Raw genomic sequence first — 22,601 nt, 5'->3', positions numbered from 1 at the left:
ACCACCCCTCCGCTAGGTTCTGTGGGCCCGATCCGGAGTCCCCCGCTGGAGCGTGTCGTCGTGAGCAACGCGCAGTTCGAGACGTATGGCCCGACCCCCGCCCACGAGCCCCCGGCCTACGGCGGCTTCGACCCGTACAGCGCCCAGACGCTGGGCCGCGGGATGCAGGGGGCGTACGAGGCGCGTACGGACACGTACGCCCCCGCCTACGAGATGCGCGGGAGATACGAGGCCCACGGGGCGTACGCGCCCTACGAGACCCCCGGGGCGCACCCGGCGCACCCGGCGCACACCGCGCACGAGGCGTACGGGGCACACGGGGCGGCGTACGGGCCACACGGGACGTACGAGGACACCTACGGGCCCGCGTACGAGGACGCCGACGCGACCGTGCCGGCGCCCGGGCCGCGGACGAGGGGCGGTCGGCGGGCCGCGCACCGGCGCAGGGCGCGGCCCGCCGACCGCGGGGAGGGATCCATGCGCCGGCTGGTGCCGCAAGCGCTGGTCGTGGCGTTCCTCGCGGGCGGGACGACGGCGTTCGTCGCCAAGGACAAGGTGGTCGAACTGAGCGTCGACGGCACACCGCGCACTCTGCACACCTTCGCGGACGACGTCACCGAACTGCTCGCCGAGGAGGGCGTGGAGGTGGGCGCGCACGACGTGGTGGCGCCGTCCGCCGGCGCGGGACTGGCCAGCGGGGACGAGATCGCGGTGCGCTACGGGCGGCCCGTGCGGCTCACCCTGGACGGGCAGCGGCGTGAGGTGTGGACGACGGAACGCACCGTGGAGGCGGCGCTCAAGCAGCTTGGGGTGCGTGCGGAGGGCGCGTATCTGTCGACGTCGCGCTCCCGGCGCATCGGGCGTGAGGGGCTAACGCTGGATGTGCGCACCGAGCGTGCGGTGACCGTCATGGCGGACGGCCGCGCCCGCACCATCCGGACGAACGCGGCGTCCGTGCGCGAGGTCGTGGAGCAGGCCGGGATCACGCTGCGCGGGCAGGACACCACGTCCGTCCCGCTGGAGGGGTTCCCGCGCGACGGGCAGACGGTCACCGTCCTCAGGATCACCGGCCGCAAGGAGATCCACGACGAGTCGATCGCCTTCGCCGTGCAGCGCGTCGAGGACCCGTCGGTCTACCGGGGCACGGAGGTCGTCGCACGGGCGGGGGAGCCGGGCCTGCGAAGGGTCACCTACTCGCTGCGCACGGTCAACGGCGTCAGCCAGAAGCCGCGGCGGATCCGGTCCGAGGTGGTGCGCGAGCCGCGCACCCAGGTGGTGAAGGTCGGCACCAAACCGCTGCCGGAGACGGCGAGCGGCACGGACGGCCTGAACTGGCAGGGCCTGGCGGCGTGCGAGTCCGGGGGCCGGCCGGACGCGGTGGACTCGTCGGGGACGTACGGCGGCCTGTACCAGTTCGACACCCGGACCTGGCAGAACCTCGGCGGGAAGGGCCGGCCGCAGGACGCTCCCGCGGCGGAGCAGACGATGCGCGCGAAGAAGCTGTTCGTGCGGCAGGGCACGAGTCCCTGGCCGCACTGCGGGGGGCGGCTGCACGGGTGACGGCGACCGACGGGCCGGTGCGCGCGGTGACCGGGGGCCACGCGCGTCGGAGTGCGCCCGGCGGCGCCCGTACCCTTGTCGGGTGAGCAGCCCCACCCCCGACGCCCTCCTGGGCCCCGCCGACATCCGTGAACTGGCGGCAGCCCTCGGTGTGCGCCCCACCAAGCAGCGCGGCCAGAACTTCGTGATCGACGCGAACACGGTCCGCCGTATCGTCCGCACCGCAGAGGTCCGCCCCGACGACGTGGTCGTCGAGGTCGGCCCGGGGCTCGGCTCCCTCACCCTCGCGCTGCTGGAGGTGGCCGACCGCGTCACCGCCGTCGAGATCGACGAGGTACTTGCCGCCGCGCTCCCCGCCACCATCGCGGCCCGCATGCCGGAGCGCGCCGACCGCTTCGCGCTGGTGCACACCGACGCGATGCACGTCACCGAGCTGCCCGGCCCGCCACCCACCGCGCTGGTCGCCAATCTCCCTTACAACGTCGCCGTCCCCGTCCTGCTGCACATGCTCGCCACCTTCCCGAGCATCGAACGCACCCTCGTCATGGTCCAGTCGGAGGTCGCCGACCGCCTCGCCGCGGCGCCCGGCTCCAAGGTGTACGGCGTGCCGTCCGTGAAGGCCAACTGGTACGCCGAGGTCAAGCGGGCCGGTGCCATCGGCCGCAACGTCTTCTGGCCGGCGCCCAACGTCGACAGCGGCCTGGTCTCCCTGACCCGGCGCACCGAGCCGATCAGGACGACCGCCTCCCAGCGCGAGGTCTTCGCCGTGATCGACGCCGCCTTCGCGCAGCGCCGCAAGACCCTGCGCGCCGCGCTCGCCGGATGGGCCGGTTCCGCCGCCGCCGCCGAGGCGGCACTCGTCGCGGCCGGCGTCTCGCCGCAGGCCCGCGGAGAGGCTCTGACGGTGGAGGAGTTCGCGGCCGTCGCGGAGCACAAGGAAGCCGCCGCCGGGCCCGCGCGGGCCGCCGCCCACCACAAGGAGTCCGAGTAAGTGAGCGCGAGCGTCACCGTGCGGGTCCCCGCCAAGGTCAACGTCCAGCTCGCGGTCGGCGCCGCGCGCCCCGACGGTTTCCATGACCTGGCCAACGTCTTCCTCGCCGTCGGCCTCTACGACGAGGTCACCGCGACCGACTCCCCCGAGGGCCTGCGCGTCACCTGCGCCGGCCCGGACGCCGACCAGGTCCCCCTCGACCGTACGAACCTCGCCGCCCGCGCCGCCGAGGCGCTCGCCGCGCGGTACGGCCGCGCCCCCGACGTGCATCTGCACATCGCCAAGGACATCCCCGTCGCCGGCGGCATGGCGGGCGGCAGCGCGGACGGCGCGGGCGCCCTGCTCGCCTGCGACGCGCTGTGGGGGACGGGCGCCACCCGCGAGGAACTCCTCGACATCTGCGCCGAGTTGGGCAGCGACGTGCCCTTCAGCCTGGTCGGCGGGGCGGCCCTCGGCACCGGGCGGGGCGAGCAGCTGCGCGAGCTGGAGGTGGGCGGCACCTTCCACTGGGTGTTCGCGATGGCCGGGCGCGGACTGTCGACACCCGCCGTCTTCCGGGAGTTCGACCGGCTCACCGAGGGCACGAAGATCCCCGAACCCGTCGCCCACGAACCACTCCTGGACGCCCTCGCCAAGGGCGACCCCGACGCGCTCGCCGGCACCGTCTCCAACGACCTCCAGCCCGCCGCGCTCTCCCTCTTCCCCGAGCTCGCCGACACCCTCGCCGCGGGCCGCGCCGCCGGCGCGCTCACGGCCCTGGTCTCCGGCTCGGGCCCGACGACGGCGTTCCTCGCCCGGGACCCCGAGTCGGCACAGAAGATCGCCGAGGCCCTGCGCTCGTCGTCCACCTGCCGAACCGTACGCACCACCTCCGGCCCGGCCCCGGGCGCGACGGTGCTGCCGGGCTGACCGCTACGAGAGTCACCGTGCACAGCGCTGCGCCCCGGGGATCGGATCCCCGGGGCGGGCGTGGGGGGTGGTACGCGATTGCGTGCGAACACCGTGGCCCCGGCTAAGAGATCGCGTCAATTAGGGGAATCCCTACGTCCGAGTAGCGGCCGGTCCGCGGGCGGGCGGGGGTGTCGTACCGGCCGACTACCCTGGGAGGCCGAGCGATCCATCCGGGCAGGAGAGAAATGGCCGTCAACCTGGTCAATGTCGAGAACGTCAGCAAGGTGTACGGCACCCGTGCCCTGCTCGACGGCGTCTCGCTCGGCGTCTCCGAGGGGGACCGTATCGGCGTGGTCGGGCGCAACGGCGACGGCAAGACGACCATGATCCGAATGCTGGCCAAGCTGGAGGAGGCCGACACCGGCCGGGTCACCCACTCCGGCGGGCTGCGGCTCGGCGTCCTCACCCAGCACGACTCGCTCGACCCCGAGGCGACCGTCCGGCACGAGGTCATCCGGGACATGGCCGACCACGAGTGGGCGGGGAACGCGAAGGTCAGGGACGTCCTCACCGGACTCTTCGGCGGCCTCGACCTGCCCGGGTTCCCGCAGGGCCTGGACACCGTCATCGGCCCGCTGTCCGGTGGTGAGCGGCGCCGGATCGCGCTCGCCAAGCTGCTCATCGAGGACCAGGACCTCATCGTCCTCGACGAGCCCACCAACCACCTCGACGTCGAGGGCATCGCCTGGCTCGCCCAGCACCTGCGCGAGCGGCGCTCGGCACTCGTGTGCGTCACCCACGACCGCTGGTTCCTCGACCAGGTCTGCACCCGCATGTGGGACGTGCAGCGCGGCGACGTCTACGAGTACGAGGGCGGCTACTCCGACTACGTCTTCGCCCGCGCCGAGCGTGAGCGCATCGCCGCCACCGAGGAGGTCAAGCGGCAGAACCTGGTGCGCAAAGAGCTGGCCTGGCTGCGCCGCGGCGCCCCCGCGCGTACGTCCAAGCCGCGCTTCCGCGTCGAGGCCGCCAACGAGCTCATCAAGGACGTACCGCCGCCCCGGGACAGCAGTGAACTGATGAAGTTCGCCTCGTCCCGGCTCGGCAAGACCGTCTTCGACCTGGAGGACGTGACCGTCCAGGCCGGCCCCAAGATGCTGCTCAAGCATGTGACCTGGCAGCTCGGCCCCGGCGACCGCATCGGACTCGTCGGCGTCAACGGCGCGGGCAAGACCTCACTGCTGCGGGCGATGGCAGAGGCGGCGCGGACCGACGGCGAGGCACAGCCGGCCGGCGGCCGGATCGCCGTAGGCAAAACCGTCAAACTCGCCTATCTGTCCCAGGAGGTCGACGAGCTCGACCCCGACTGGCGGGTCCTGGAAGCCGTCCAGCGGGTGCGCGACCGCGTCGACCTCGGCAAGGGACGCGAGATGACGGCCGGACAGCTGTGCGAGACGTTCGGCTTCGGCAAGGAGAAGCAGTGGACGCCGGTCGGCGACCTGTCCGGCGGTGAGCGGCGCCGGCTCCAGCTGCTGCGCCTGCTCATGGACGAGCCGAACGTTCTCTTCCTCGACGAGCCCACCAACGACCTCGACATCGAGACCCTGACCCAGCTCGAGGACGTCCTCGACGGCTGGCCCGGCTCGATGATCGTCATCTCCCACGACCGGTTCTTCGTCGAGCGCACCACGGACCGGGTGTTCGCCCTGCTCGGCGACGCCACCTTGCGGATGCTCCCGCGCGGCATCGACGAATACCTGGAGCGACGCCACCGCATGGAGGCGCAGGTCGCCGTCGCGGCAAGCACCCCGGCCGCGGAGAAGGCCGTACCGGAGAAGAGTGCCGCCGATCTGCGGGCCGCCAAGAAGGAGTTGCAGAAGATCGAGCGGCAGCTCGACAAGCTCTCCGAGCGGGAGACCAAGCTGCACGCGCAGATCGCCGAGCACGCCACCGACTTCGGCAAAGTCGCAGAACTGGATGCCGAGCTGCGTGACTTGGCCGGTCAGCGGGACGAACTGGAGCTGCGCTGGCTGGAACTCGCCGAGGACGCCTGAGCGCGGCGCACCACGCCGCGTGAAGGGCGCGTGAAGGCGCATAACGAGGGCATCACAGCCCGGTCCTCCCTTGGGAACAGGGGAGGGCGGGGCCCGTTGTGCTGTCGGTGGCGGGTGATAGAAAGAGCCGTCTGAGAACAATCTGAGAAACGCCGGTGTGGCGGAAACGCGACGGCACAGCACGTGGCACCACACCGGGTCACCAAGGGGGAAACCGCCCATGAGCCAGCCGCCCAACCAGCCGCCGCAGGGCGGTTCCGGCGCACCGCAGGACCCCCGTCAGGGTGGCTTCGGCGCACCGCAGCCTCCGCAGACCCCGCCCCCGCCGCCCCAGGGCGCCCCCCAGACGCCCCCGCCGCCGCAGGGCCCGCCGCAGACGCCGCCGCCCCCGCAGGGCCCGCCGCCGCCGGCCCCGCAGCCCGGTTACGGCTACCCGCAGCAGCCCGGCCAGCCCGCCGCCCCGTACAACTCCGGTCCGTACGGCCAGCCGCTGCAGCAGCCGGGACCGTACGGCTATCCGCAGCAGCCCGGCCCCTACGGCCAGCAGCCCGCCGGACCGGCCCAGGGTTACGGCTATCCGCCCCAGCAGCCCTACCCGGGCGCGCCCGGCTCCGGCTCGCGCAACCCCTTCAAGGGCAAGCCCGCCCTCGCCATCGGCGCGGCCGTCGCCGCGCTGATCGTCATCGGCGGCACCGTCTTCGCGGTGACCCGCGGCGGCGACGACGACCCGAAGAAGCCGGTCGCCCAGGGCAGCGGCGACCCGAAGGGCTCCGGGTCCCCGACCGATTCCGAGACCGGCGGCGGCAGCGAGGGCGGCGCGGACCCGGAGAACCTCAACGGCGGCCGTCAGCCCGGCGAGTCGAAGGTGCTCTGGTACAAGCAGGCGCCCGACGCCCCCAAGGCCGGCGCCGACGCCCCCGGCCTGTGGATCACCGACAAGTCCGCGGTGAAGGCGGCGTACAAGCAGGTCTTCGCCTACAACATCGCCGACGGCGAGGAGACTTGGGAGCCGATCACCTTCCCGGAGAAGATCTGCGCGGTCACCCAGGAGAAGTCGGCCGACGACAAGGTCGTCGTGGCCTACGAGAGCGGCAGCAGCGACCGCGCCAAGTGCAACCAGATCCAGCAGATCGACCTCAGCACCGGCGCCAAGGGCTGGAAGGCCCAGATCTCCAACGGCGAGCTGTTCGACAACACCATCAAGATCAACCTGTCCATCACCGGCAAGACGCTCATGGTGGGCCGCTCCCAGTCCGGCGTGGCCTACGACGTCGACAGCGGCGAGAAGCTGTGGGACAAGAAGCGGTACGGCGACAAGTGCTTCCCGGCCGCCTTCGCGGGCGGTGAGAAGCTGATCGCCGTCTCGTCCTGCGACGCCACCGGCAGCAACGAACACGACGAGATCCAGGAGCTGGACCCGGCGACGGGCAAGGCCAAGTGGACCCGGAAGTACGAGAAGGGGTGGCAGGTCGCCCGCGTCTTCTCCATCGACCCCCTGATCGTCTACGGCACCAACGAGGACAAGCAGGGGAACATCTCCGTCTTCGGTTCCGGCGGCAAGCTCCGCTCGCAGGTCGACGTCGAGCTGAAGCTCGGCGTGGAGTGCGGCTGGGCCATCCTGGAGCGCAACCTGCGCGGCTGCTCCGGTGTGGCCGCCGACGACGACATGCTCTATCTGCCGACCGAGGCGCTCTCCAGCGCCAACGAGATCGTCGCGATCAGCCTCTCCGACGGCAAGGAGAAGTGGCGCGTGAAGTCCCCGGCGGACCAGCCGATGATGCCGGTCAAGGTCGAGGACGGAAAGCTCGTCGCCTATGTGAAGCCGTCGTACGACGCGGGCGGCCAGGTGCTGGCCATTCCGGTCACCGGCAGCAGCCACAAGCCGCAGACGCTGTTGCAGAACCCGGCGAGCGCCTCGAGCGTCGAGAACGGCTTCTTCTCCCGCATCTACGACTACGTCGACGGGCGCTTCTACCTCGCGAGCACCCGGCTGAGCGGCAACGACGAGGCCAAGGAGAAGCTGATGCTCGCCTTCGGCAAGTGAGCCGTCGACCGGGTGTCCCGGGTGTCCCCTGCTCCGCCTCCCGAGTCCCCGCTTCCCACCGCCCCGCCGCTCCCCTCCACTGAGGTGCCCACGCCATGACCCAGCCGCCGCCCCCGCCGCCGAACCAGCCCCCGCCCGGGGGAGGGTTCGGCCCGCCGCAGGATCAGCCGCCCCAGCAGCCGGGCGGCGGTTTCGGACCGCCCCAGCCGCCCGCGCAGCCTCCGCAGCAGCCGCAGCCACCGCAGCAACCCCAGGGCGCACCCACGCCCCCGGCCGGGTACGGCTACCCCCAGGCACCCCAAACACCCCAACCGCCCCAGGGAGTTCCGCCGCAGGCTCCTCCGCCCGGGTATGGCTATCCGGGGCAGCAGCCCGGTGCCTACGGGCAGCCGCAGAACCCGTACGGGCAGCAGCCGCCCGGCTACGGCTATCCGCAGCCGGGGATGCCGATGCACCCCCAGCCGGGCGGGCCGGGCGGTGGCGGACGGAAGTTCAACACGCAGCTGGCCGTGATCGTGGCGGCCGTCGTGGCGATCGCCCTGGTCGTCGGCGGCGTCTGGTACGCCAAGTCCGGTGACGACGGCGGCAAGGACGACACCGCGAACTCCAGCGGTGGCACCGGCGACGGGAACGGCGGCGGCACGGGCGGCGGCAACACCACTCCCGGCAAGGAGAAGGTGCCCTCCGACCCCAACTCCCGGGTCATGTTCCAGATTCCGTCGCCCGACGTCCCGGACGACACCAGCATCAACGTGGCCGGCTCCTGGCTGACCGACAAGGCGTACGTCAAGAGCGGTGTCTCCGAGATCGTCGGCTACGACCCCGACAAGGGCACGGAGCTGTGGACGATCAAGCTGCCCGGTCCCGTCTGCCGGGCCACCGAGCACACCACCGAGGACAACCTCACGGCCATCGCCTACGAGCCGGCGAAACCGACCAAGGAGCGGCCCTCGCACGGCTGCAGCCAGGTCGCGGCCATCGACCTCGACGCCGGCAAGAAGCTGTGGACGAAGAGCGCCGAGGTCGACGGACGGCAGATCCAGTTCGACAACGTCACCCTCAGTGGCGGCACCGTCGCCGCCGCCGGCACCAGCGGTGGCGCGGCGTTCGACCTCGCCACCGGCAAGCAGCTGTGGGTGCCCAAGGCCAACGACAACTGCTACGACCTCGGGTACGGCGGCGGTCCGAAACTGGTCGTGCTGCGCAAGTGCGGCTCCTACGACAACCCGCAGCTGAACATCCAGGTCATCGACCCGAAGTCCGGGAAGGTGATCTCCGAGTACAAGATGCCCGAGGGCGTCGAGTACGCGAGCGTCGTCTCCACCGACCCGCTGGTGGTGGCCGCGGAGCTCGGCAAGACGGAGTCCATCGGTATCTCGGACGTCTTCTCGATCGACAACAAGACCGGCAAGCTGCGCATCCGTATCTCCGTGCCGTCCGAGCAGTACGCGGCCCGCTGCTCCGGTGTCACCACGATCGAGGCGTGCACGGGAGTCGTGGTCGGCAACGACCGGCTCTACGTGGAGACCAAGCAGCACCAGGGCGGCGGGGAGTACGGCCAGACCAACGAGATCGTCGCGTTCGACCTCGCCACCGGCAAGCAGACCGGGCAGCGCGCGGACGCGGGGGACCGGTACACGATCACGCCGCTGCGGATGGACGGCGGGAACGTGATCGCATACAAGAGGCCGCCGTACGACAAGGGCGGGCAGATCGTCAGCATCGACGGCGGCAGCTTCAAGGAGACGAAGCTGCTGGAGAATCCGGCGGCGCGCACGGTGCGGGACGTCGAGACCCGGATGCTGCCCGAGTACGCCGAACTCCTCTATGAGCAGGGGCGGCTGTACATGTCGGCTCGGTTCGCCAGTGAGCTGGGGACCGCGTACCAGAAGAAGTACCACGTGATCGCGTTCGGCGCGGGAAGCTGACGACAGCCGACTCCGCCCGCCGACTCCACCTGCCGACGACGGCCCCGTTCCTGCCTGGTCAGGAGCGGGGCCGTGTGCGTACCGCTGATCGTTCCTCGAATGCGGGGAAAGCCAGAAAATCCGCCGTTCCGGGGCACTTCTCACCGGTAGGGGGAGCGCAACGTCGAACAAGCGTGTAGCTTCCGGGGGCAGAAAGGCGGGGGAGCCGGGAGGGGGCTTCTGTCCGTGCGGACCAGTGGGCATCCAGAGTGGGGCATCCGGACCGGCGCGGCCGGTCAGGGGTATTGATGGGGATCCATTGGGGGGACTGGGGGGTTGCTCGATGGGAGTGCGGCTCATGGTGGTCGACGACCACCGATTGCTCGCCGAGGCGCTGGCCTCGGCACTGAAGTTGAGGGGGCATCGGGTGCTGGCCGCGGCGGCGCCCGCCGCGGGGGCGGCGGAGTTGGTGATCACGCGGGCGCCCGAGGTGTGCCTGCTGGGGACGGCCGCGCCGGCCGAGCCGGGGATCTTCGATCCGGTGGTACGGATCAAGCGGGAGCGGCCGTCGGTGGCGGTGCTGGTGCTGGGGCCGGTGCCCAGTCCCCGGGGCATAGCGGCGGCCTTCGCGGCGGGGGCGTCCGGGTATGTGCGGCACGACGAACGTATAGAGGGCGTCGAGCGGGCGATCATGAAGGCCCGGGCGGGGGAGGCGGCGGTGGCGCCGCAGCTGTTGCAGGGTGCGTTCAGCGAACTGCTCAATCCCGCTGTGCAGCCGGACGACGAGGGTCAGCGGCTGCTTCAGATGCTGACGCCGCGTGAGGTCGAGGTTCTGGTCCGGGTGGCGGACGGCGAGGACACCCGTCTGATCGCCGCCGGGATGGGGATCGCTCCGTCGACGGCTCGTACCCATGTCCAACGGGTGCTGATGAAACTGGGCGTCGGCTCGAGACTGGAGGCGGCGGCCCTGGCGGCCCGAACAGGGCTGCTGGACCGGGCGGGTGCGGTGACGCGGGTGCCACCGGGGGCGCGCGGCGGGTCGGACGCGGGTGAGGGCTCGCGTTGATGCCGGACGCCGGCCCTGGCGGGCGGACACCCCCGGCACCACGTCCCCTTCCCGCCGTGCGCGTTCCCGCCGTGCGCGGCTGACCCGCCGTGGGGGTGGCGGGTCTTCCCACGACGGGTGCTGTACGGCGGGCTACTCGGGCTTGTCCTCCGCCTCCGGGGTGATCGGTGGGGGTGGTGGGGCCGTGGGGCGGAGTTTCAGCCAGGCCAGGAAGAACAGGCCCAGGAGCAGCATGCCCAGGCCCGTCCAGAGGTTGATGTTGACGCCCTCGGCCTTGTCGATCGCGGCGTCGTCGTCGGTCAGGCCGGTGATCGTGACGATGACGCCGTAGATCACGAAGAGGCCCCCGATGATGCGCCGGATGTCGAAGAGACGGGCGGCCGTCGTGGACTTCTCCTGGAGTTCGGTGACCTCGCGCAGGACGTCCTTCTCGGAGTACCCGGGGTGGTCGGGCTGTTCGGTCATGGTCGTTCGGCCTCCGGAGTCGTCAGAAGGAGAAGGGGATGTAGCAGACGGCGGCCAGTACCACCGCGCCCCAGCCCAGCAGCGCCGGCTTGCGGTACCAGGCCTCGTCACCCGGCGCGGGCGGCTCGCTCATGCCGGGGGAGCGGGTGCCGTAGACCAGGCCCTGGAGTTCCTCGGTCGGCTTGGGGGCCGTGAAGAGGGAGACGGCGAACATGACGACCGCGCCGGCCACGAAGCCCGCGATGGCGGAGACGAAGTTCGCGCCCTGGTCGGAGGGGATGGAGATGACGTCCTGCTTGTAGAGGACGAAGTAGTTGACCATCGCCGCCGTCGTGCCCGCCAGTAGGCCCCAGAAGCCCGACTTCATCGACGCCCGCTTCCAGAACATGCCGATGATGAAGACCACGAACATCGGCACGTTGAAGAAGGAGAAGAGGGTCTGGAGGTAGCTCATGATGTTGGAGAAGGACGAGGCCAGGAACGCCGTGCCGATGGAGGCGAGGACGCCGATGGCGGTGATCAGGCGCCCGAAGCGGACGTAGTAGGAGTCCTCGCGGCCCTTCACGACGTACTTCGCCCAGATGTCCGTGGTGAACACCGTGTTGAAGGACGACACGTTGGCCGCCATGCCGGCCATGAACGCGGCGAGGAGGCCGGTCACCGCGATGCCCAGGACGCCGTTGGGGAGCAGGCCCTCCATGAGGTACGGGATGGCGTCGTTGTACTGGTAGCCCGATTCCTCCGTGCCGAAGCCGGGGACGAGGGCGGCGGCGGCCAGTCCCGGGATCATCACCAGGAAGACGATGAAGATCTTCGGGAACGCCGCGATCAGCGGGGTGCGCTGGGCCGCCGAGAGGTTCTTGGCGGACAGGGCGCGCTGGACCTCCGCGAAGTTCGTCGTCCAGTAGCCGAAGGAGAGTACGAAGCCCAGGCCGAGGACGATCGTCAGCCAGTTCGCACCGAGCGGGTTCGCCTCGCCGATGCCGGTTCCGCCCCACGCGGTGACGAAGTCGTCGCCGTGGGACTTGGTCAGAGTGTCCGTCAGACCGTCCCAGCCGCCGACCTTCTTCAGCGCCAGCACCGTGATCGGGATCAGCGCGGCCAGGATCACGAAGAACTGCAGGACCTCGTTGTAGATCGCCGAGGACAGTCCGCCGAGGGTGATGTAGGCCAGGACGAAGAAGCCGGCGACGACGATCGCCACCCACTGGGGCCAGCCCAGCAGGGCCTCGACCACGATCGCCAGGGCGTAGAGATTCACGCCGGCGATCAGGATGGCCGCAAAGGCGAACAGGATCGAACTCAGCAGGTGCGCCGACCTGTCGAAGCGCAGGAGCAGGAACTCGGGCACCGAGCGGACCTTGCTGCCGTAGTAGAAGGGCATCATCACCAGGCCCAGGAAGACCATGGCCGGGATGGCGCCGATCCAGTACCAGTGCACGGTGTAGGCGCCGTACTGCGCGCTGTTCGCGGCCATGCCGAGGATCTCGGTCGCCGCCAGGTTGGCGGAGATGAACGCGAGGCCCGTGACCCACGCGGGCAGTGAGCGGCCGGACAGGAAGAAGTCGAGGCTGGTCTTCACCGAGCGTCGGGCGGCGAAGCCGATGCCCAGCACGACGACGAAGTAGATGCCGAGCAGCGTGTAGTCGAGCCAGTTGGTGGGGAGCCGTAGCTCGGCTGCGAGGTACGTGAGGGATGTGGGGGATGCCGGAGATGTGGGGAGTGTGGAGGGTGTGGGGGAAATCGAGGGGGTTTGCATATGTACTCGCTTCGTTTCGCGAACCGATACAGAGCGGAACCTACGCCCCGGTGTTCAGTAATTGAACACTTTTGATGATGCTCTCTGTTTGATTGTGATGTTGACTGCGGTGGTGAGTTGTGTTTCTCTATGTTTGGTTCTGTTCGATGGAGTCTCGGAAAACCTGAGTGGCTCGAAATGGAGTCCGCCGTGAAGAAGACCTCGACCCGGTTGGCCGACGGTCGTGAGCTCGTCTACTACGACCTGCGCGACGACACCGTGCGGGACGCCGTGGACCACCGCCCGCTGGACCCGACCGTCACCACCTCCGAGGTCCGCCACGACGTGCTGCTCGGCGACGCCGTCGCCATCGCCTCCCACCGGCAGGGACGGACGTATCACCCGCCGGCCGACGAATGCCCGCTGTGCCCCTCGGCGGGCGGTCGCCTGAGCGAGATCCCGGACGCGTCGTACGACGTCGTCGTGTTCGAGAACCGCTTCCCCTCGCTCGCCGGTGACTCCGGGCGCTGCGAGGTCGTCTGCTTCACCTCCGACCACAGCGCGTCCTTCGCCGATCTGACCGAGGAACAGGCGCGACTCGTGCTCGACGCGTGGACCGACCGGACCTCCGAGCTGTCATCTCTGCCCTCCGTCGAGCAGGTCTTCTGTTTCGAGAACCGCGGGTCCGAGATCGGGGTCACCCTCGGCCACCCGCACGGGCAGATCTACGCCTACCCCTTCACCACCCCGCGCACCGCCCTGATGCTGCGCTCCGTCGCGGCCCACAAGGACGCCACCGGCGGGGAGAACCTCTTCGACGCCGTCCTGGAGCGTGAACTCGCCGGTGAACGGGTCGTCCTGGAGGGTGAACACTGGGCGGCGTTCGTGCCCTACGCCGCCCATTGGCCGTACGAGGTCCACCTGTACCCCAAGCGCCGGGTGCCCGATCTGCTCGCCCTCGGCGAGGACGCGCGCTCAGAGTTCCCCAAGGTCTATCTGGAACTGTTGAGGCGCTTGGACCGGATCTTCGGTGCGGGTGAGCCTCCGACGCCGTACATCAGCGCTTGGCACCAGGCGCCGTTCGGGCAGATGGCGGACTTCGAGGGCGTCGTGCGAGAGGACTTCGCGCTGCACCTCGAGCTTTTCACCATTCGCCGCACTTCCGGCAAGCTGAAGTTTCTCGCGGGTTCCGAGTCCGGCATGAGTGTGTTCATCAACGACGTGCCGCCGGAGCGCGCGGCCGAGCGACTGCGAGAGGTAGCGGGTTCATGAGCGGGAAGTATCTGGTCACGGGTGGCGCGGGCTATGTCGGCAGCGTGGTCGCCCAGCACCTGATCGAGGCCGGGGACGAGGTCGTCGTGCTCGACAACCTCTCCACCGGCTTCCGCGCGGGTGTGCCGTCCGGCGCGTCCTTCATCGAGGGCGACATCCGGGACGCCGCCAAGTGGCTGGACTCCTCCTTCGACGCGGTGCTGCACTTCGCCGCGTTCTCGCAGGTCGGCGAGTCGGTCGTGAAGCCCGAGAAGTACTGGGACAACAACGTCGGCGGAACCATGGCCCTGCTCGCCGCCATGCGCGACGCCGGTGTGCGCAAGCTCGTCTTCTCCTCCACGGCGGCCACCTACGGCGAGCCGGCCGAGGTGCCGATCCTCGAGTCGGCGCCGACCGCACCGACCAACCCCTACGGCGCCTCCAAGCTCGCCGTCGACCACATGATCACCGGCGAGGCGGCGGCCCACGGCCTCGGCGCGGTGTCCCTGCGCTACTTCAACGTCGCGGGCGCCTACGGCGCGTACGGCGAGCGCCACGACCCCGAGTCGCACCTCATCCCGCTCGTCCTCCAGGTCGCCCAGGGCAGGCGCGAGGCGATCTCCGTATTCGGCGACGACTACCCGACGCCGGACGGCACCTGTGTGCGCGACTACATCCACGTCGCCGACCTGGCCGAGGCCCACCTGCTCGCGGTGCGCGCCGCCACCCCGGGCGAGCACCTCATCTGCAACCTGGGCAACGGCAACGGCTTCTCCGTCCGCCAGGTCATCGAGACCGTCCGGCAGGTCACCGGGCACCCGATCCCCGAGGTCGTGGCCCCGCGCCGGGGCGGCGACCCTGCCGTCCTGGTCGCCTCCGCGGACACCGCCCGCGAGCGGCTCGGCTGGAATCCGTCCCGCGCGGACCTCGCGGGGATCGTCGCGGACGCCTGGGAGTTCGCGCAGCGGCGCGACAAGTAGAACGCAGGAAAGGGTCAGGGTCAGGGGATGAGCGTCGACACGGCGGCCACGGTCGCGGAGCGGTTCGAGGAGCTGTACGGGGCCGAGCCGGAGGGGGTGTGGGCCGCGCCCGGGCGGGTCAACCTGATCGGCGAGCACACCGACTACAACGACGGCTTCGTCATGCCGTTCGCCCTGCCGCACACCGCCGTCGCCGCCGTCTCACGACGCACGGACGGCATGCTGCGCCTGCACTCGGCGGACGTCGAGGGCGGCGCCGTGCGGCTGCGCGTCGACGACCTCGCGCCCGAGTCGGACCGCAACTGGACGGCGTACCCCTCGGGTGTCGTCTGGGCGCTGCGCCAGGCCGGCCACACCGTGACCGGCGCCGACATCCACCTGGCCTCGACCGTCCCGGCGGGTGCGGGCCTGTCCTCGTCGGCGGCCCTGGAGGTCGTCGTGGCACTCGCCCTGAACGACCTGTACGAACTCGGCCTGAGAGGCTGGCAGCTGGCCCGCCTGTGCCAGCGCGCCGAGAACATCTACGTCGGCGCCCCGGTCGGGATCATGGACCAGACGGCGTCCGCGTGCTGCGAGCCCGGCAACGCCCTGTTCCTGGACACCCGCGACCTCTCGCAGCGGCAGATCCCCTTCGACCTGGCCGCCGAGGGCATGCGGCTGCTGGTGGTCGACACCCGGGTCAAGCACTCCCACAGCGAGGGCGAGTACGGCAAACGCCGCGCGGGCTGCGAGAAGGGCGCGGCGCTGCTGGGCGTGGACGCGCTCAGGGACGTGGCGTACGACGAGCTGGACGCGGCCCTGGCACGGCTCGGCGACGACGAGGAGGTGCGCCGGCTGGTGCGCCACGTCGTCACCGAGGACCGGCGTGTCGAGCAGGTCGTCGCCCTGCTGGAGTCGGGCGACACCTGCGCGATCGGCCCGGTCCTGACGGCCGGCCACGCCTCACTGCGCGACGACTTCCGCATCTCCTGCCCCGAGCTGGACCTGGTCGTGGACACGGCCCTGGCCACCGGCGCCCTGGGCGCCCGGATGACCGGCGGCGGCTTCGGCGGCTCGGCGATCGTCCTGGCCGAGGCGGCCGACGTCGAGACCGTCACCAAGTCCGTCGAGTCGGCCTTCGCCGCCGCCGGGTTCACGGCGCCCCGGGTGTTCGAGGCGGTGCCCGCGGCGGGTGCGCGGCGGGTGCGCTGACCGGCTCACCCCAGCCGCTTGGTGAGCGTGTACTCCGTGATCCCCGGCGGATAGTCGGGGATCACGCACACCACGTCGTAGCCACGCTTCTTGTAGAACTCCGGCGCCTGGAAGTCCCAGGTCTCCAGGCGTACGGCCGTGCAGCCCCGTTCGTCGCGGGCGACGCTCTCCGCGCGCGCGAGCAGCTGCGAACCGAGCCGGGCCCCGCGGTGGCGTTCGTCCACCCAGAGATAGGTGACATGGAGCCAGGTGGTCCAGGTGTGGCCGACGAGACCGCCGGCCACGGCACCGGCGTCGTCCATGGCCCAGACCTGGAGCGGGAGTTCGCGTTCACCTGGGGTTCCGCGCAGGGCGCGCAGGATCGGGGAGGCCGCGGTGTTGGTCTCCCGCAGCCGCCGGCGAAGAAGATCGTGCCGTGCTTTGTCGACTTCTGTCTCCATGCGAAACATGCGGCTCACCATAAACGCGTCGGCCAACCAGTTCTGCAAATTACCTTCCGCTCCCGGCCCCCAGCCGTACTCTGATGAACAGCACCGGTGGGGGCCGGTGCTGATCAGGGGGCGAGACAGGTCGGGTTCGGCACCCGAAGTGGGGGGTAGCAGTTCTTGCACGGCGGCGGCCGTGCGGCCATCCGTGCTTCGGGCGTCGTGCCCGCGACCGTGCTCGTCTCCCGGTGTCGTCCTCATGACGATGGGGTATCCCCTGCTCTTCGGGAGCTTGGGGAAGGGGGTTTCGTGGTTCGCATCCGAGTCCTGGTCGTCGACGACCATCGCATCTTCGCCGAGTCGCTCGCCGCGGCACTGGCCGCCGAGCCCGACGTCGACGTGTGCGCCGCAGGCAGCGGTCCGGCCGCGCTGCGCAGCCTGGAGCGCGCGGCGGCCGAGGGGCGCCGCTTCGACGTGCTGCTCGTCGACGCCGACCTGGGCGGCAATGTGCCGGGGGTCCGGCCGGCCGTGCCCGTCCAGGAGGTGGGCGAGGACGGGCTGGTCGACGGCATCTCGCTGGTCGTCGGCGTCCGGTCCGCGCAGCCGGCCGTACGGATCGTCGTCCTCGCCGAGAAGGACGACCCGCGCCGAGCCGCGCTCGCCCTGCAGGCCGGGGCGTCCGGGTGGGTCGCCAAGGACTGCTCGCTGTCCCGGCTGCTCACCGTGATCCGCGGGGTGCTGCGCGAGGAGACCCATCTGCCGCCCGCCCTGCTCACCGGGGTGCTGCGGGAGCTGACGGCCGCGCGCAAGCACCGCACCGAGAGCGAGCGGCTGGTCGAGTCCCTCACCCCGCGCGAACGGGAAGTGCTGCGATGCATGGTGGCGGGCCTGGGGCGCAAGGCCGTCGCCGAGCGCCTGTATCTGTCCCCGCACACCGTCCGCACCCACATGCAGAACGTCCTCGGAAAACTGGGCGTCCACTCGACACTGGCCGCGGTGGCCCTCGCCCGCCGAGCAGGCGTAGGCCCGGTGGACCTGAACCCAACCCCCCGAATCCTCCCGGAGGAAAGCAGCAGCGCCTGACACAGCCGCACAAGGACCCATCACTCCGTGACGCCGCCGCACGGCAACCCCTTAAGGGGCGCGGGGAACTGCGCGACCAGCCACGACGGCGCGCCAGCCGTACGACGTCGTATGGCGGCACCACCGCATCGCCGCCGAGCGTCAACCCCCTTAAGGGGCGCGGGGAACTGCGCGACCAGCCACGACGGCGCGCCAGCCGTACGACGTCCTATGGCGGCACCACGCATCGCCGCTGCACGGCAACCCCCTTTAAGGGCGCGGGGAACTGCGCGACCAGCGACGACGGCGAGCCAGCCGAACGACGACCCATCACGGCACAACCCCACCCGGCTCCCCCAGCGGAGCGCCTACCCAGGGATGTTGTCGAACGGGGCCGTCAGCTGCCGCAGCAGACCCGCGAGTTCACCCCGCTGAGTGCGGGACAGCTCGGCGAGGATCGCGCGCTCCTGGTCGAGCAGCCCGGCGAGCGCCTGGTCCGCGCGGTCACGGCCCTCCACGGTGAGGCGCACCAGCACCCCGCGCCGGTCACTGGGGTCGGGCAGGCGCTCCACCAGGCCCTTCTTGGCCAGGCGGTCGATGCGGTTCGTCATCGTGCCCGAGGTGACCAGGGTCTGCGTCAGCAGCTGGCCCGGGGAGAGCTGATACGGCGTCCCCGCGCGCCTGAGCGCGGTCAGCACGTCGAATTCCCAGGGCTCCAGGCTGTGCTCCGAGAAGGCCAGCCGGCGTGCGCGGTCCAGATGCCGGGCCAGTCTGCTCACCCGGCTGAGCACCTCGAGCGGTTCCACGTCGAGGTCCGGGCGCTCCCGGCGCCACGCTGCGACCAGCCGATCGACCTCGTCCTCCATGGCGATCAGTGTAGTGGTTGTGTCGACGTGAAGTCTCTTGACGTCAAGATATCTCCCGAGGCAGGCTGGAGAGCGCCAGAAGCGACCGCGAGGAGGCCCCGCCATGTCCGCTGCCGCCGCCCCCACCTGGGACCCCGCCCAGTACCTTCGTCACGCCGGCCACCGCGCCCGGCCCTTCACCGACCTCCTCGCCCGCGTCCCCGGTCTCCCCGGCGAGCGGCCCCGCATCGCCGACCTCGGCTGCGGCCCCGGCAACGTCACCACCCTGCTGGCCGAGCGCTGGCCCGGCGCGCACATCACCGGCTACGACAACTCCGCCGAGATGCTCGACAGGGCCCACGCCGAGCACGCGGGGCCGACGGCGGGCGGCGGCTGCCTCGGCTTCGCCCACGCCGACGTCCGGACGTGGACGCCCGAGGAGCCGTACGACCTGATCATCAGCAACGCCACGCTGCAGTGGGTGCCGGGGCACACGGAACGCTTCGGCGAGTGGGTGGCGGGCCTGCGCCCCGGCGGCACCTTCGCCTTCCAGGTACCCGGCAACTTCGACGCCCCGAGCCACCGCCTGATGCGTGACCTCGCACCCCGGTACGGCCTCGCCGAGACCCTGCGCCACACCGACGCCGTCCTCACCCCGCAGGACTACCTGACCCGGCTGACCGACCTCGGCTGCGCGGCCGACGTCTGGGAGACGACGTATGTGCATCTGCTGACCGGGGCGGATCCGGTGCTGGACTGGGTGAAGGGGACCGGACTGCGGCCGGTGCTCACGGCGCTCGCCGACGACCCCGAGGCGCGGGATGCCTTTCTCGACGACTACCGGGCCGCCCTGCGCGAGGCCTACCCGCCCGGCCCGCACGGCACCCCGTTCCCGTTCCGCCGCATCTTCGCCGTGGCTCGCAGGGAGGCACGATGATCAACGCCGTCGACCACGTCCAGCTCGCGGCCCCACCCGGCTCGGAGGACCGCCTGCGGGCGTACTACGTCGCCGTCCTCGGCATGACCGAGATACCCAAACCGCCGGTGCTCGCCGCGCGTGGAGGCTGTTGGTTCCAGGTGGGCGCCGTACAGCTGCACATCGGCTTCGAGGCCGACTTCCGCCCCGCGAGAAAGGCGCACCCCGGCCTGCGGGTCACGGGGATCGAGCAGTACGGCGCCCGGCTGGCGGCTCATGGGGCGCGGGTGGAATGGGACGAGAACCTGCCGGGGCACAGGCGGTTCTACTCGTACGACCCCGTGGGCAACCGCCTGGAATTCCTGGAGCCGGTGGCGCTCAGGACGTCCGGCCCAGATGGGTGACGAGGATGTGGATCACTTCGTCGTCGATGACGTACAGGACGCGGTAGTCGCCCACGCGCAGGCGCCGGATGTCGACGCCGTAGGCGACGGAGTTCATGGGGCGCGGCGAGTCGGCGAGTGCGTCGACAGCCTCGTAGACCGCGGCGAGTCCGGTGGGGTCGTCCTTGAGAAATCGGGCGGCCGCGTTCGTGGCGCTCGGCTCCCAGATGATGCGGTAGGTCACGGGCGCAGCCCCAGAATGCGTCCGACTTCCTCGTGCGGGATGGCGCCCTCGCCGACCGTGCCCTCGGCTTTACGCCGCTGATAGTCCGCGACCGCCAGGGCGTCCTCGAGATCCTCTATCACCTGCGGCGAGACAAGCAGCGCCGCCACGTGCCCGTGGTCGGTGATGGCGATGGTCTCGCGGCTGTGGGCCGCGCGCCGGACAAGGTCGCCGAGCTGGGAACGGGCCGCGCTGATCGTGATCTCAGTCATGTGCGCATGATGGCACAAAATTAATCTTGTGGTTGCTGCTTTCATCAAGACGTGGACGTGGACGTGGAGTGCGTTTGAGCACCCCGGTCGAAGGTCACTCGCTCAGGGACACCGACGTCGACCCTCGCGAGGAGTGAGGACCGTGGCGAAGGAAGAGAAGTCCCGGGCCAAGAAGGAACAGGTCAAGGGCAAGGCCAAGGAAGCCGTCGGCCGGATGACCGGCAACGAGCGGATGACCGCCGAAGGCAAGGCCGACCAGATGAAGGGTGACGCACGGCAGGCGAAGGAGAAGGGCAAGGACACCTTCAAGCACTGAGCCGAGCGCACCGGATCAGCTTCAACGCGCGGGGTGCCGTCACGGCGCCCCGCGCGTCGGTCCTGCGGCGACCTATCAGGGCGCGCGTCAGTCTTTGCTGCACCCGATCGGAGCGCGTCAGTTCTTGCGGCGCCCTATCAGATGCGGCTTGGCCTCCAGGCCGTCCAGCCCGTGCCAGGCCAGATTCACCAGATGGGCCGCCACCTCCGCCTTCTTCGGACGGCGGACGTCCAGCCACCACTGGCCGGTCAGCGCGACCATCCCGACCAGGGCCTGCGCATACAGCGGGGCCAGCTTCGGGTCGAAGCCTCGGCTCTTGAACTCGCGGCCCAGGATGTCCTCCACCTGGGTCGCGATGTCGGAGATCAGCGAGGCGAAGGACCCGGTGGACTGGGGGATGGGCGAGTCACGGACCAGGATCCGGAAACCGTCCGTGTACTCCTCGATGTAGTCCAGCAGCGCGAACGCGGCCTGCTCGCACAGCTCACGCGGATGGCCGGCGGTCAGGGAGCTGGTCACCATGTCCAGCAGCCGCCGCATCTCGCGGTCCACGACCACCGCGTACAGGCCCTCCTTGCCGCCGAAGTGCTCGTACACCACCGGCTTGGACACCCCGGCCTTCGCCGCGATCTCCTCCACCGACGTGCCCTCGAAGCCTTTCGCGGCGAACAGGGTGCGACCGATCTCGAGCAACTGCTGGCGGCGCTCCGCACCGGTCATCCGGGTACGGCGCGTGCGCCGCGGCTTGTCGTTGCTGGAGGTGCTGCTGGAGTCGGTCGCCACGGCGTCAATCATGCCGCCTTTACGGGTTCCTTCCGGCGCCGGGAGCCGCCTTCCTCGCTGTTCCGGCGTGAATCGATACGCGAGCGTGACGGCCAGCGCACGTCATAGGCCCAGCCGAGCATCTCGAACCAGCGGATGAACCGCGCCGAGGAGTCGATCTGTCCGCGCTCCACACCGTGCCGCGCGGACGTCGGGTCGGCGTGGTGCAGGTTGTGCCAGGACTCGCCGCACGACAGGACCGCCAGCCACCACACGTTGCCCGAGCGGTCACGCGACTTGAACGGGCGCTTGCCCACGGCGTGGCAGATCGAGTTGATCGACCAGGTCACGTGGTGCAGCAGGGCCACCCGGACGAGCGAGCCCCAGAAGAAGCCGGTGAACGCGCCCCACCAGGACATCGTCACCAGACCGCCGATCAGTGCGGGCAGGGCCAGCGAGAGCGCCGTCCAGTAGACGAACTGACGGGAGATCGCGCGGATCGCCGGGTCCTTGACCAGATCCGGAGCGTACTTCTCCTGCGGCGTCTGCTCCTCATCGAACATCCATCCGATGTGAGCCCACCACAGGCCCTTCATCAGGGCCGGAAGGGTCTCGCCGAACCGCCACGGGGAGTGCGGGTCGCCCTCGGCGTCCGAGAACTTGTGGTGCTTGCGGTGGTCGGCCACCCAGCGGACGATCGGCCCTTCCACCGCCATCGAGCCGGCGACCGCCAGCGCGATCCGCAGCGGCCGTTTGGCCTTGAACGAACCATGGGTGAAGTACCGGTGGAAGCCGATCGTGATGCCGTGGCAGCCCAGGAAGTAGAAGAAGACCATCAGGCCGAGGTCGAGCCAACTGACTCCCCAGCCCCAGGCCAGCGGAACCGCCGCGACGAGCGCGAGGAACGGGACCGTGATGAACAGAAGGAGCGCGATCTGCTCGATCGACCGCTTCTTCTCCCCGCCGAGCGTGGCGGAAGAGGTGGTCGTGTCGTCGTTCGCCTTCGGGGCGTCTTCGATCACATCGGAGCTCGTGGTCATGGGCGTCCCCTGTGGGGTCGAGGGTTGTGGCAGGTGCCGGGGTCGCGGGAGCTTTTCCCAGGTTCCGTTACGACGGTTCCTACGGCCCCGTAACCTACGGCGTCGTAAGTATGGCAGTGCGGCGCCCGGCGGCAAGAGCCCGACAGTCTGCGCGTCCGCATGGACACCTATCCTTGGAGTCGGTCGGACAGCGCGGTCCGCTCTGAATTCTTCCCGGAT

Annotated in this window: 22 protein-coding genes; 14 read left to right on the top strand and 8 right to left on the bottom strand. The window is 70.5% G+C overall.

What is annotated here, in order from left to right:
* Positions 1 to 60 precede the first annotated feature (60 nt).
* From ACHBTE_RS22475 to ACHBTE_RS22445, 7 genes are all read left to right on the top strand, one after another.
* On the top strand, positions 61 to 1,560 hold the full coding sequence (locus tag ACHBTE_RS22475) for a ubiquitin-like domain-containing protein (RefSeq protein WP_394725801.1): 1,500 nt from the start codon (positions 61 to 63) through the stop codon (positions 1,558 to 1,560).
* Between the two features lie 82 nt (positions 1,561 to 1,642).
* Entirely contained in the window at positions 1,643 to 2,551 is a 909-nt protein-coding gene (gene rsmA, locus ACHBTE_RS22470; RefSeq protein WP_394725800.1) for a 16S rRNA (adenine(1518)-N(6)/adenine(1519)-N(6))-dimethyltransferase RsmA, read from the top strand.
* The gene (locus ACHBTE_RS22465) at positions 2,552 to 3,460 is read left to right on the top strand and encodes a 4-(cytidine 5'-diphospho)-2-C-methyl-D-erythritol kinase (protein ID WP_394725799.1); all 909 of its coding nucleotides are present in this window, start codon (positions 2,552 to 2,554) and stop codon (positions 3,458 to 3,460) included. It begins immediately after the preceding gene.
* Positions 3,461 to 3,687: 227 nt separating this feature from the next.
* Positions 3,688 to 5,496 carry an ABC-F family ATP-binding cassette domain-containing protein gene (locus tag ACHBTE_RS22460; protein WP_394725798.1) on the top strand — a complete coding sequence of 603 codons (1,809 nt, stop codon included), beginning with the start codon at positions 3,688 to 3,690 and terminating at the stop codon, positions 5,494 to 5,496.
* 220 nt (positions 5,497 to 5,716) lie between these two features.
* Positions 5,717 to 7,540: a PQQ-binding-like beta-propeller repeat protein gene (locus tag ACHBTE_RS22455; RefSeq protein ID WP_394725797.1), complete on the top strand. Its 1,824-nt coding sequence runs from the start codon at positions 5,717 to 5,719 to the stop codon at positions 7,538 to 7,540.
* 95 nt (positions 7,541 to 7,635) lie between these two features.
* On the top strand, positions 7,636 to 9,468 hold the full coding sequence (locus ACHBTE_RS22450) for a PQQ-binding-like beta-propeller repeat protein (protein ID WP_394725796.1): 1,833 nt from the start codon (positions 7,636 to 7,638) through the stop codon (positions 9,466 to 9,468).
* 322 nt (positions 9,469 to 9,790) lie between these two features.
* On the top strand, positions 9,791 to 10,513 hold the full coding sequence (locus ACHBTE_RS22445) for a LuxR C-terminal-related transcriptional regulator (protein ID WP_394725795.1): 723 nt from the start codon (positions 9,791 to 9,793) through the stop codon (positions 10,511 to 10,513).
* Positions 10,514 to 10,645: 132 nt separating this feature from the next.
* On the opposite strand, the gene ACHBTE_RS22440 is transcribed toward ACHBTE_RS22445, so the two are convergent.
* Positions 10,646 to 10,978, bottom strand: a complete 333-nt coding sequence (locus ACHBTE_RS22440; RefSeq protein ID WP_394725794.1) for a hypothetical protein — start codon at positions 10,976 to 10,978, stop codon at positions 10,646 to 10,648.
* Positions 10,979 to 11,000: 22 nt separating this feature from the next.
* Positions 11,001 to 12,737, bottom strand: coding sequence for a sodium:solute symporter family protein (locus ACHBTE_RS22435; RefSeq protein ID WP_394725793.1), 1,737 nt, complete (start codon positions 12,735 to 12,737; stop codon positions 11,001 to 11,003).
* A 189-nt stretch (positions 12,738 to 12,926) separates the two neighbouring features.
* Here ACHBTE_RS22435 and galT point away from each other — a divergent pair, with 189 nt between their 5' ends.
* Genes galT through galK form a run of 3 tightly spaced genes read left to right on the top strand, consistent with a single transcriptional unit; the run spans position 12,927 to position 16,138 of the window.
* Entirely contained in the window at positions 12,927 to 13,988 is a 1,062-nt protein-coding gene (gene galT, locus ACHBTE_RS22430; protein ID WP_394725792.1) for a galactose-1-phosphate uridylyltransferase, read from the top strand.
* Positions 13,985 to 14,947, top strand: a complete 963-nt coding sequence (gene galE / locus ACHBTE_RS22425) for a UDP-glucose 4-epimerase GalE (RefSeq protein ID WP_394725791.1) — start codon at positions 13,985 to 13,987, stop codon at positions 14,945 to 14,947. Before galT ends, galE begins: the two co-directional genes overlap by 4 nt.
* Before the next feature lie 27 nt (positions 14,948 to 14,974).
* Positions 14,975 to 16,138 carry a galactokinase gene (gene galK, locus ACHBTE_RS22420; RefSeq protein WP_394725790.1) on the top strand — a complete coding sequence of 388 codons (1,164 nt, stop codon included), beginning with the start codon at positions 14,975 to 14,977 and terminating at the stop codon, positions 16,136 to 16,138.
* A 5-nt stretch (positions 16,139 to 16,143) separates the two neighbouring features.
* Here galK and ACHBTE_RS22415 read toward each other — a convergent pair whose 3' ends face one another.
* A complete protein-coding gene (locus ACHBTE_RS22415) occupies positions 16,144 to 16,599 on the bottom strand; it encodes a GNAT family N-acetyltransferase (RefSeq protein ID WP_394725817.1) in 456 nt (151 codons plus the stop codon).
* A 273-nt stretch (positions 16,600 to 16,872) separates the two neighbouring features.
* On the opposite strand from ACHBTE_RS22415, the gene ACHBTE_RS22410 reads away from it, so the two are divergent.
* Complete coding sequence (locus ACHBTE_RS22410; RefSeq protein WP_394725789.1) at positions 16,873 to 17,646, top strand: LuxR C-terminal-related transcriptional regulator; 774 nt, start codon at positions 16,873 to 16,875, stop codon at positions 17,644 to 17,646.
* A 347-nt stretch (positions 17,647 to 17,993) separates the two neighbouring features.
* On the opposite strand, the gene tamR is transcribed toward ACHBTE_RS22410, so the two are convergent.
* On the bottom strand, positions 17,994 to 18,491 hold the full coding sequence (tamR, locus tag ACHBTE_RS22405; RefSeq protein WP_394725788.1) for a MarR family transcriptional regulator TamR: 498 nt from the start codon (positions 18,489 to 18,491) through the stop codon (positions 17,994 to 17,996).
* Between the two features lie 103 nt (positions 18,492 to 18,594).
* Between tamR and ACHBTE_RS22400 the strand changes: the two genes are divergently transcribed.
* Together ACHBTE_RS22400 and ACHBTE_RS22395 are read left to right on the top strand one after the other, a co-directional pair.
* Positions 18,595 to 19,407 (top strand): trans-aconitate 2-methyltransferase, encoded by an 813-nt coding sequence (locus ACHBTE_RS22400; RefSeq protein ID WP_394725787.1) that lies wholly within the window; start codon positions 18,595 to 18,597, stop codon positions 19,405 to 19,407.
* A complete protein-coding gene (locus ACHBTE_RS22395; protein ID WP_394725786.1) occupies positions 19,404 to 19,790 on the top strand; it encodes a glyoxalase in 387 nt (128 codons plus the stop codon). Before ACHBTE_RS22400 ends, ACHBTE_RS22395 begins: the two co-directional genes overlap by 4 nt.
* Here the strand turns inward: ACHBTE_RS22395 and ACHBTE_RS22390 are convergent.
* Together ACHBTE_RS22390 and ACHBTE_RS22385 are read right to left on the bottom strand one after the other, a co-directional pair.
* Complete coding sequence (locus ACHBTE_RS22390) at positions 19,765 to 20,013, bottom strand: type II toxin-antitoxin system RelE/ParE family toxin (protein ID WP_394725785.1); 249 nt, start codon at positions 20,011 to 20,013, stop codon at positions 19,765 to 19,767. The genes ACHBTE_RS22395 and ACHBTE_RS22390 overlap by 26 nt on opposite strands.
* Positions 20,010 to 20,264 (bottom strand): type II toxin-antitoxin system Phd/YefM family antitoxin, encoded by a 255-nt coding sequence (locus ACHBTE_RS22385; RefSeq protein WP_394725784.1) that lies wholly within the window; start codon positions 20,262 to 20,264, stop codon positions 20,010 to 20,012. The genes ACHBTE_RS22390 and ACHBTE_RS22385 overlap by 4 nt, the downstream gene beginning before the upstream one ends.
* 142 nt (positions 20,265 to 20,406) lie before the next feature.
* Here ACHBTE_RS22385 and ACHBTE_RS22380 point away from each other — a divergent pair, with 142 nt between their 5' ends.
* A complete protein-coding gene (locus ACHBTE_RS22380; RefSeq protein WP_394725783.1) occupies positions 20,407 to 20,580 on the top strand; it encodes a CsbD family protein in 174 nt (57 codons plus the stop codon).
* Between the two features lie 117 nt (positions 20,581 to 20,697).
* Here ACHBTE_RS22380 and ACHBTE_RS22375 read toward each other — a convergent pair whose 3' ends face one another.
* Together ACHBTE_RS22375 and ACHBTE_RS22370 are read right to left on the bottom strand one after the other, a co-directional pair.
* Positions 20,698 to 21,375 carry a TetR family transcriptional regulator gene (locus ACHBTE_RS22375; protein ID WP_394725782.1) on the bottom strand — a complete coding sequence of 226 codons (678 nt, stop codon included), beginning with the start codon at positions 21,373 to 21,375 and terminating at the stop codon, positions 20,698 to 20,700.
* Positions 21,372 to 22,382, bottom strand: a complete 1,011-nt coding sequence (locus ACHBTE_RS22370; protein ID WP_394725781.1) for an acyl-CoA desaturase — start codon at positions 22,380 to 22,382, stop codon at positions 21,372 to 21,374. Before ACHBTE_RS22370 ends, ACHBTE_RS22375 begins: the two co-directional genes overlap by 4 nt.
* Between the last annotated feature and the right edge of the window lie 219 nt (positions 22,383 to 22,601).

The sequence above is a fragment of the Streptomyces sp. M41 genome (assembly GCF_043673425.1).
GTDB lineage: Bacteria > Actinomycetota > Actinomycetes > Streptomycetales > Streptomycetaceae > Streptomyces.
This window is presented reverse-complemented; position numbering and strand designations above follow the sequence as displayed.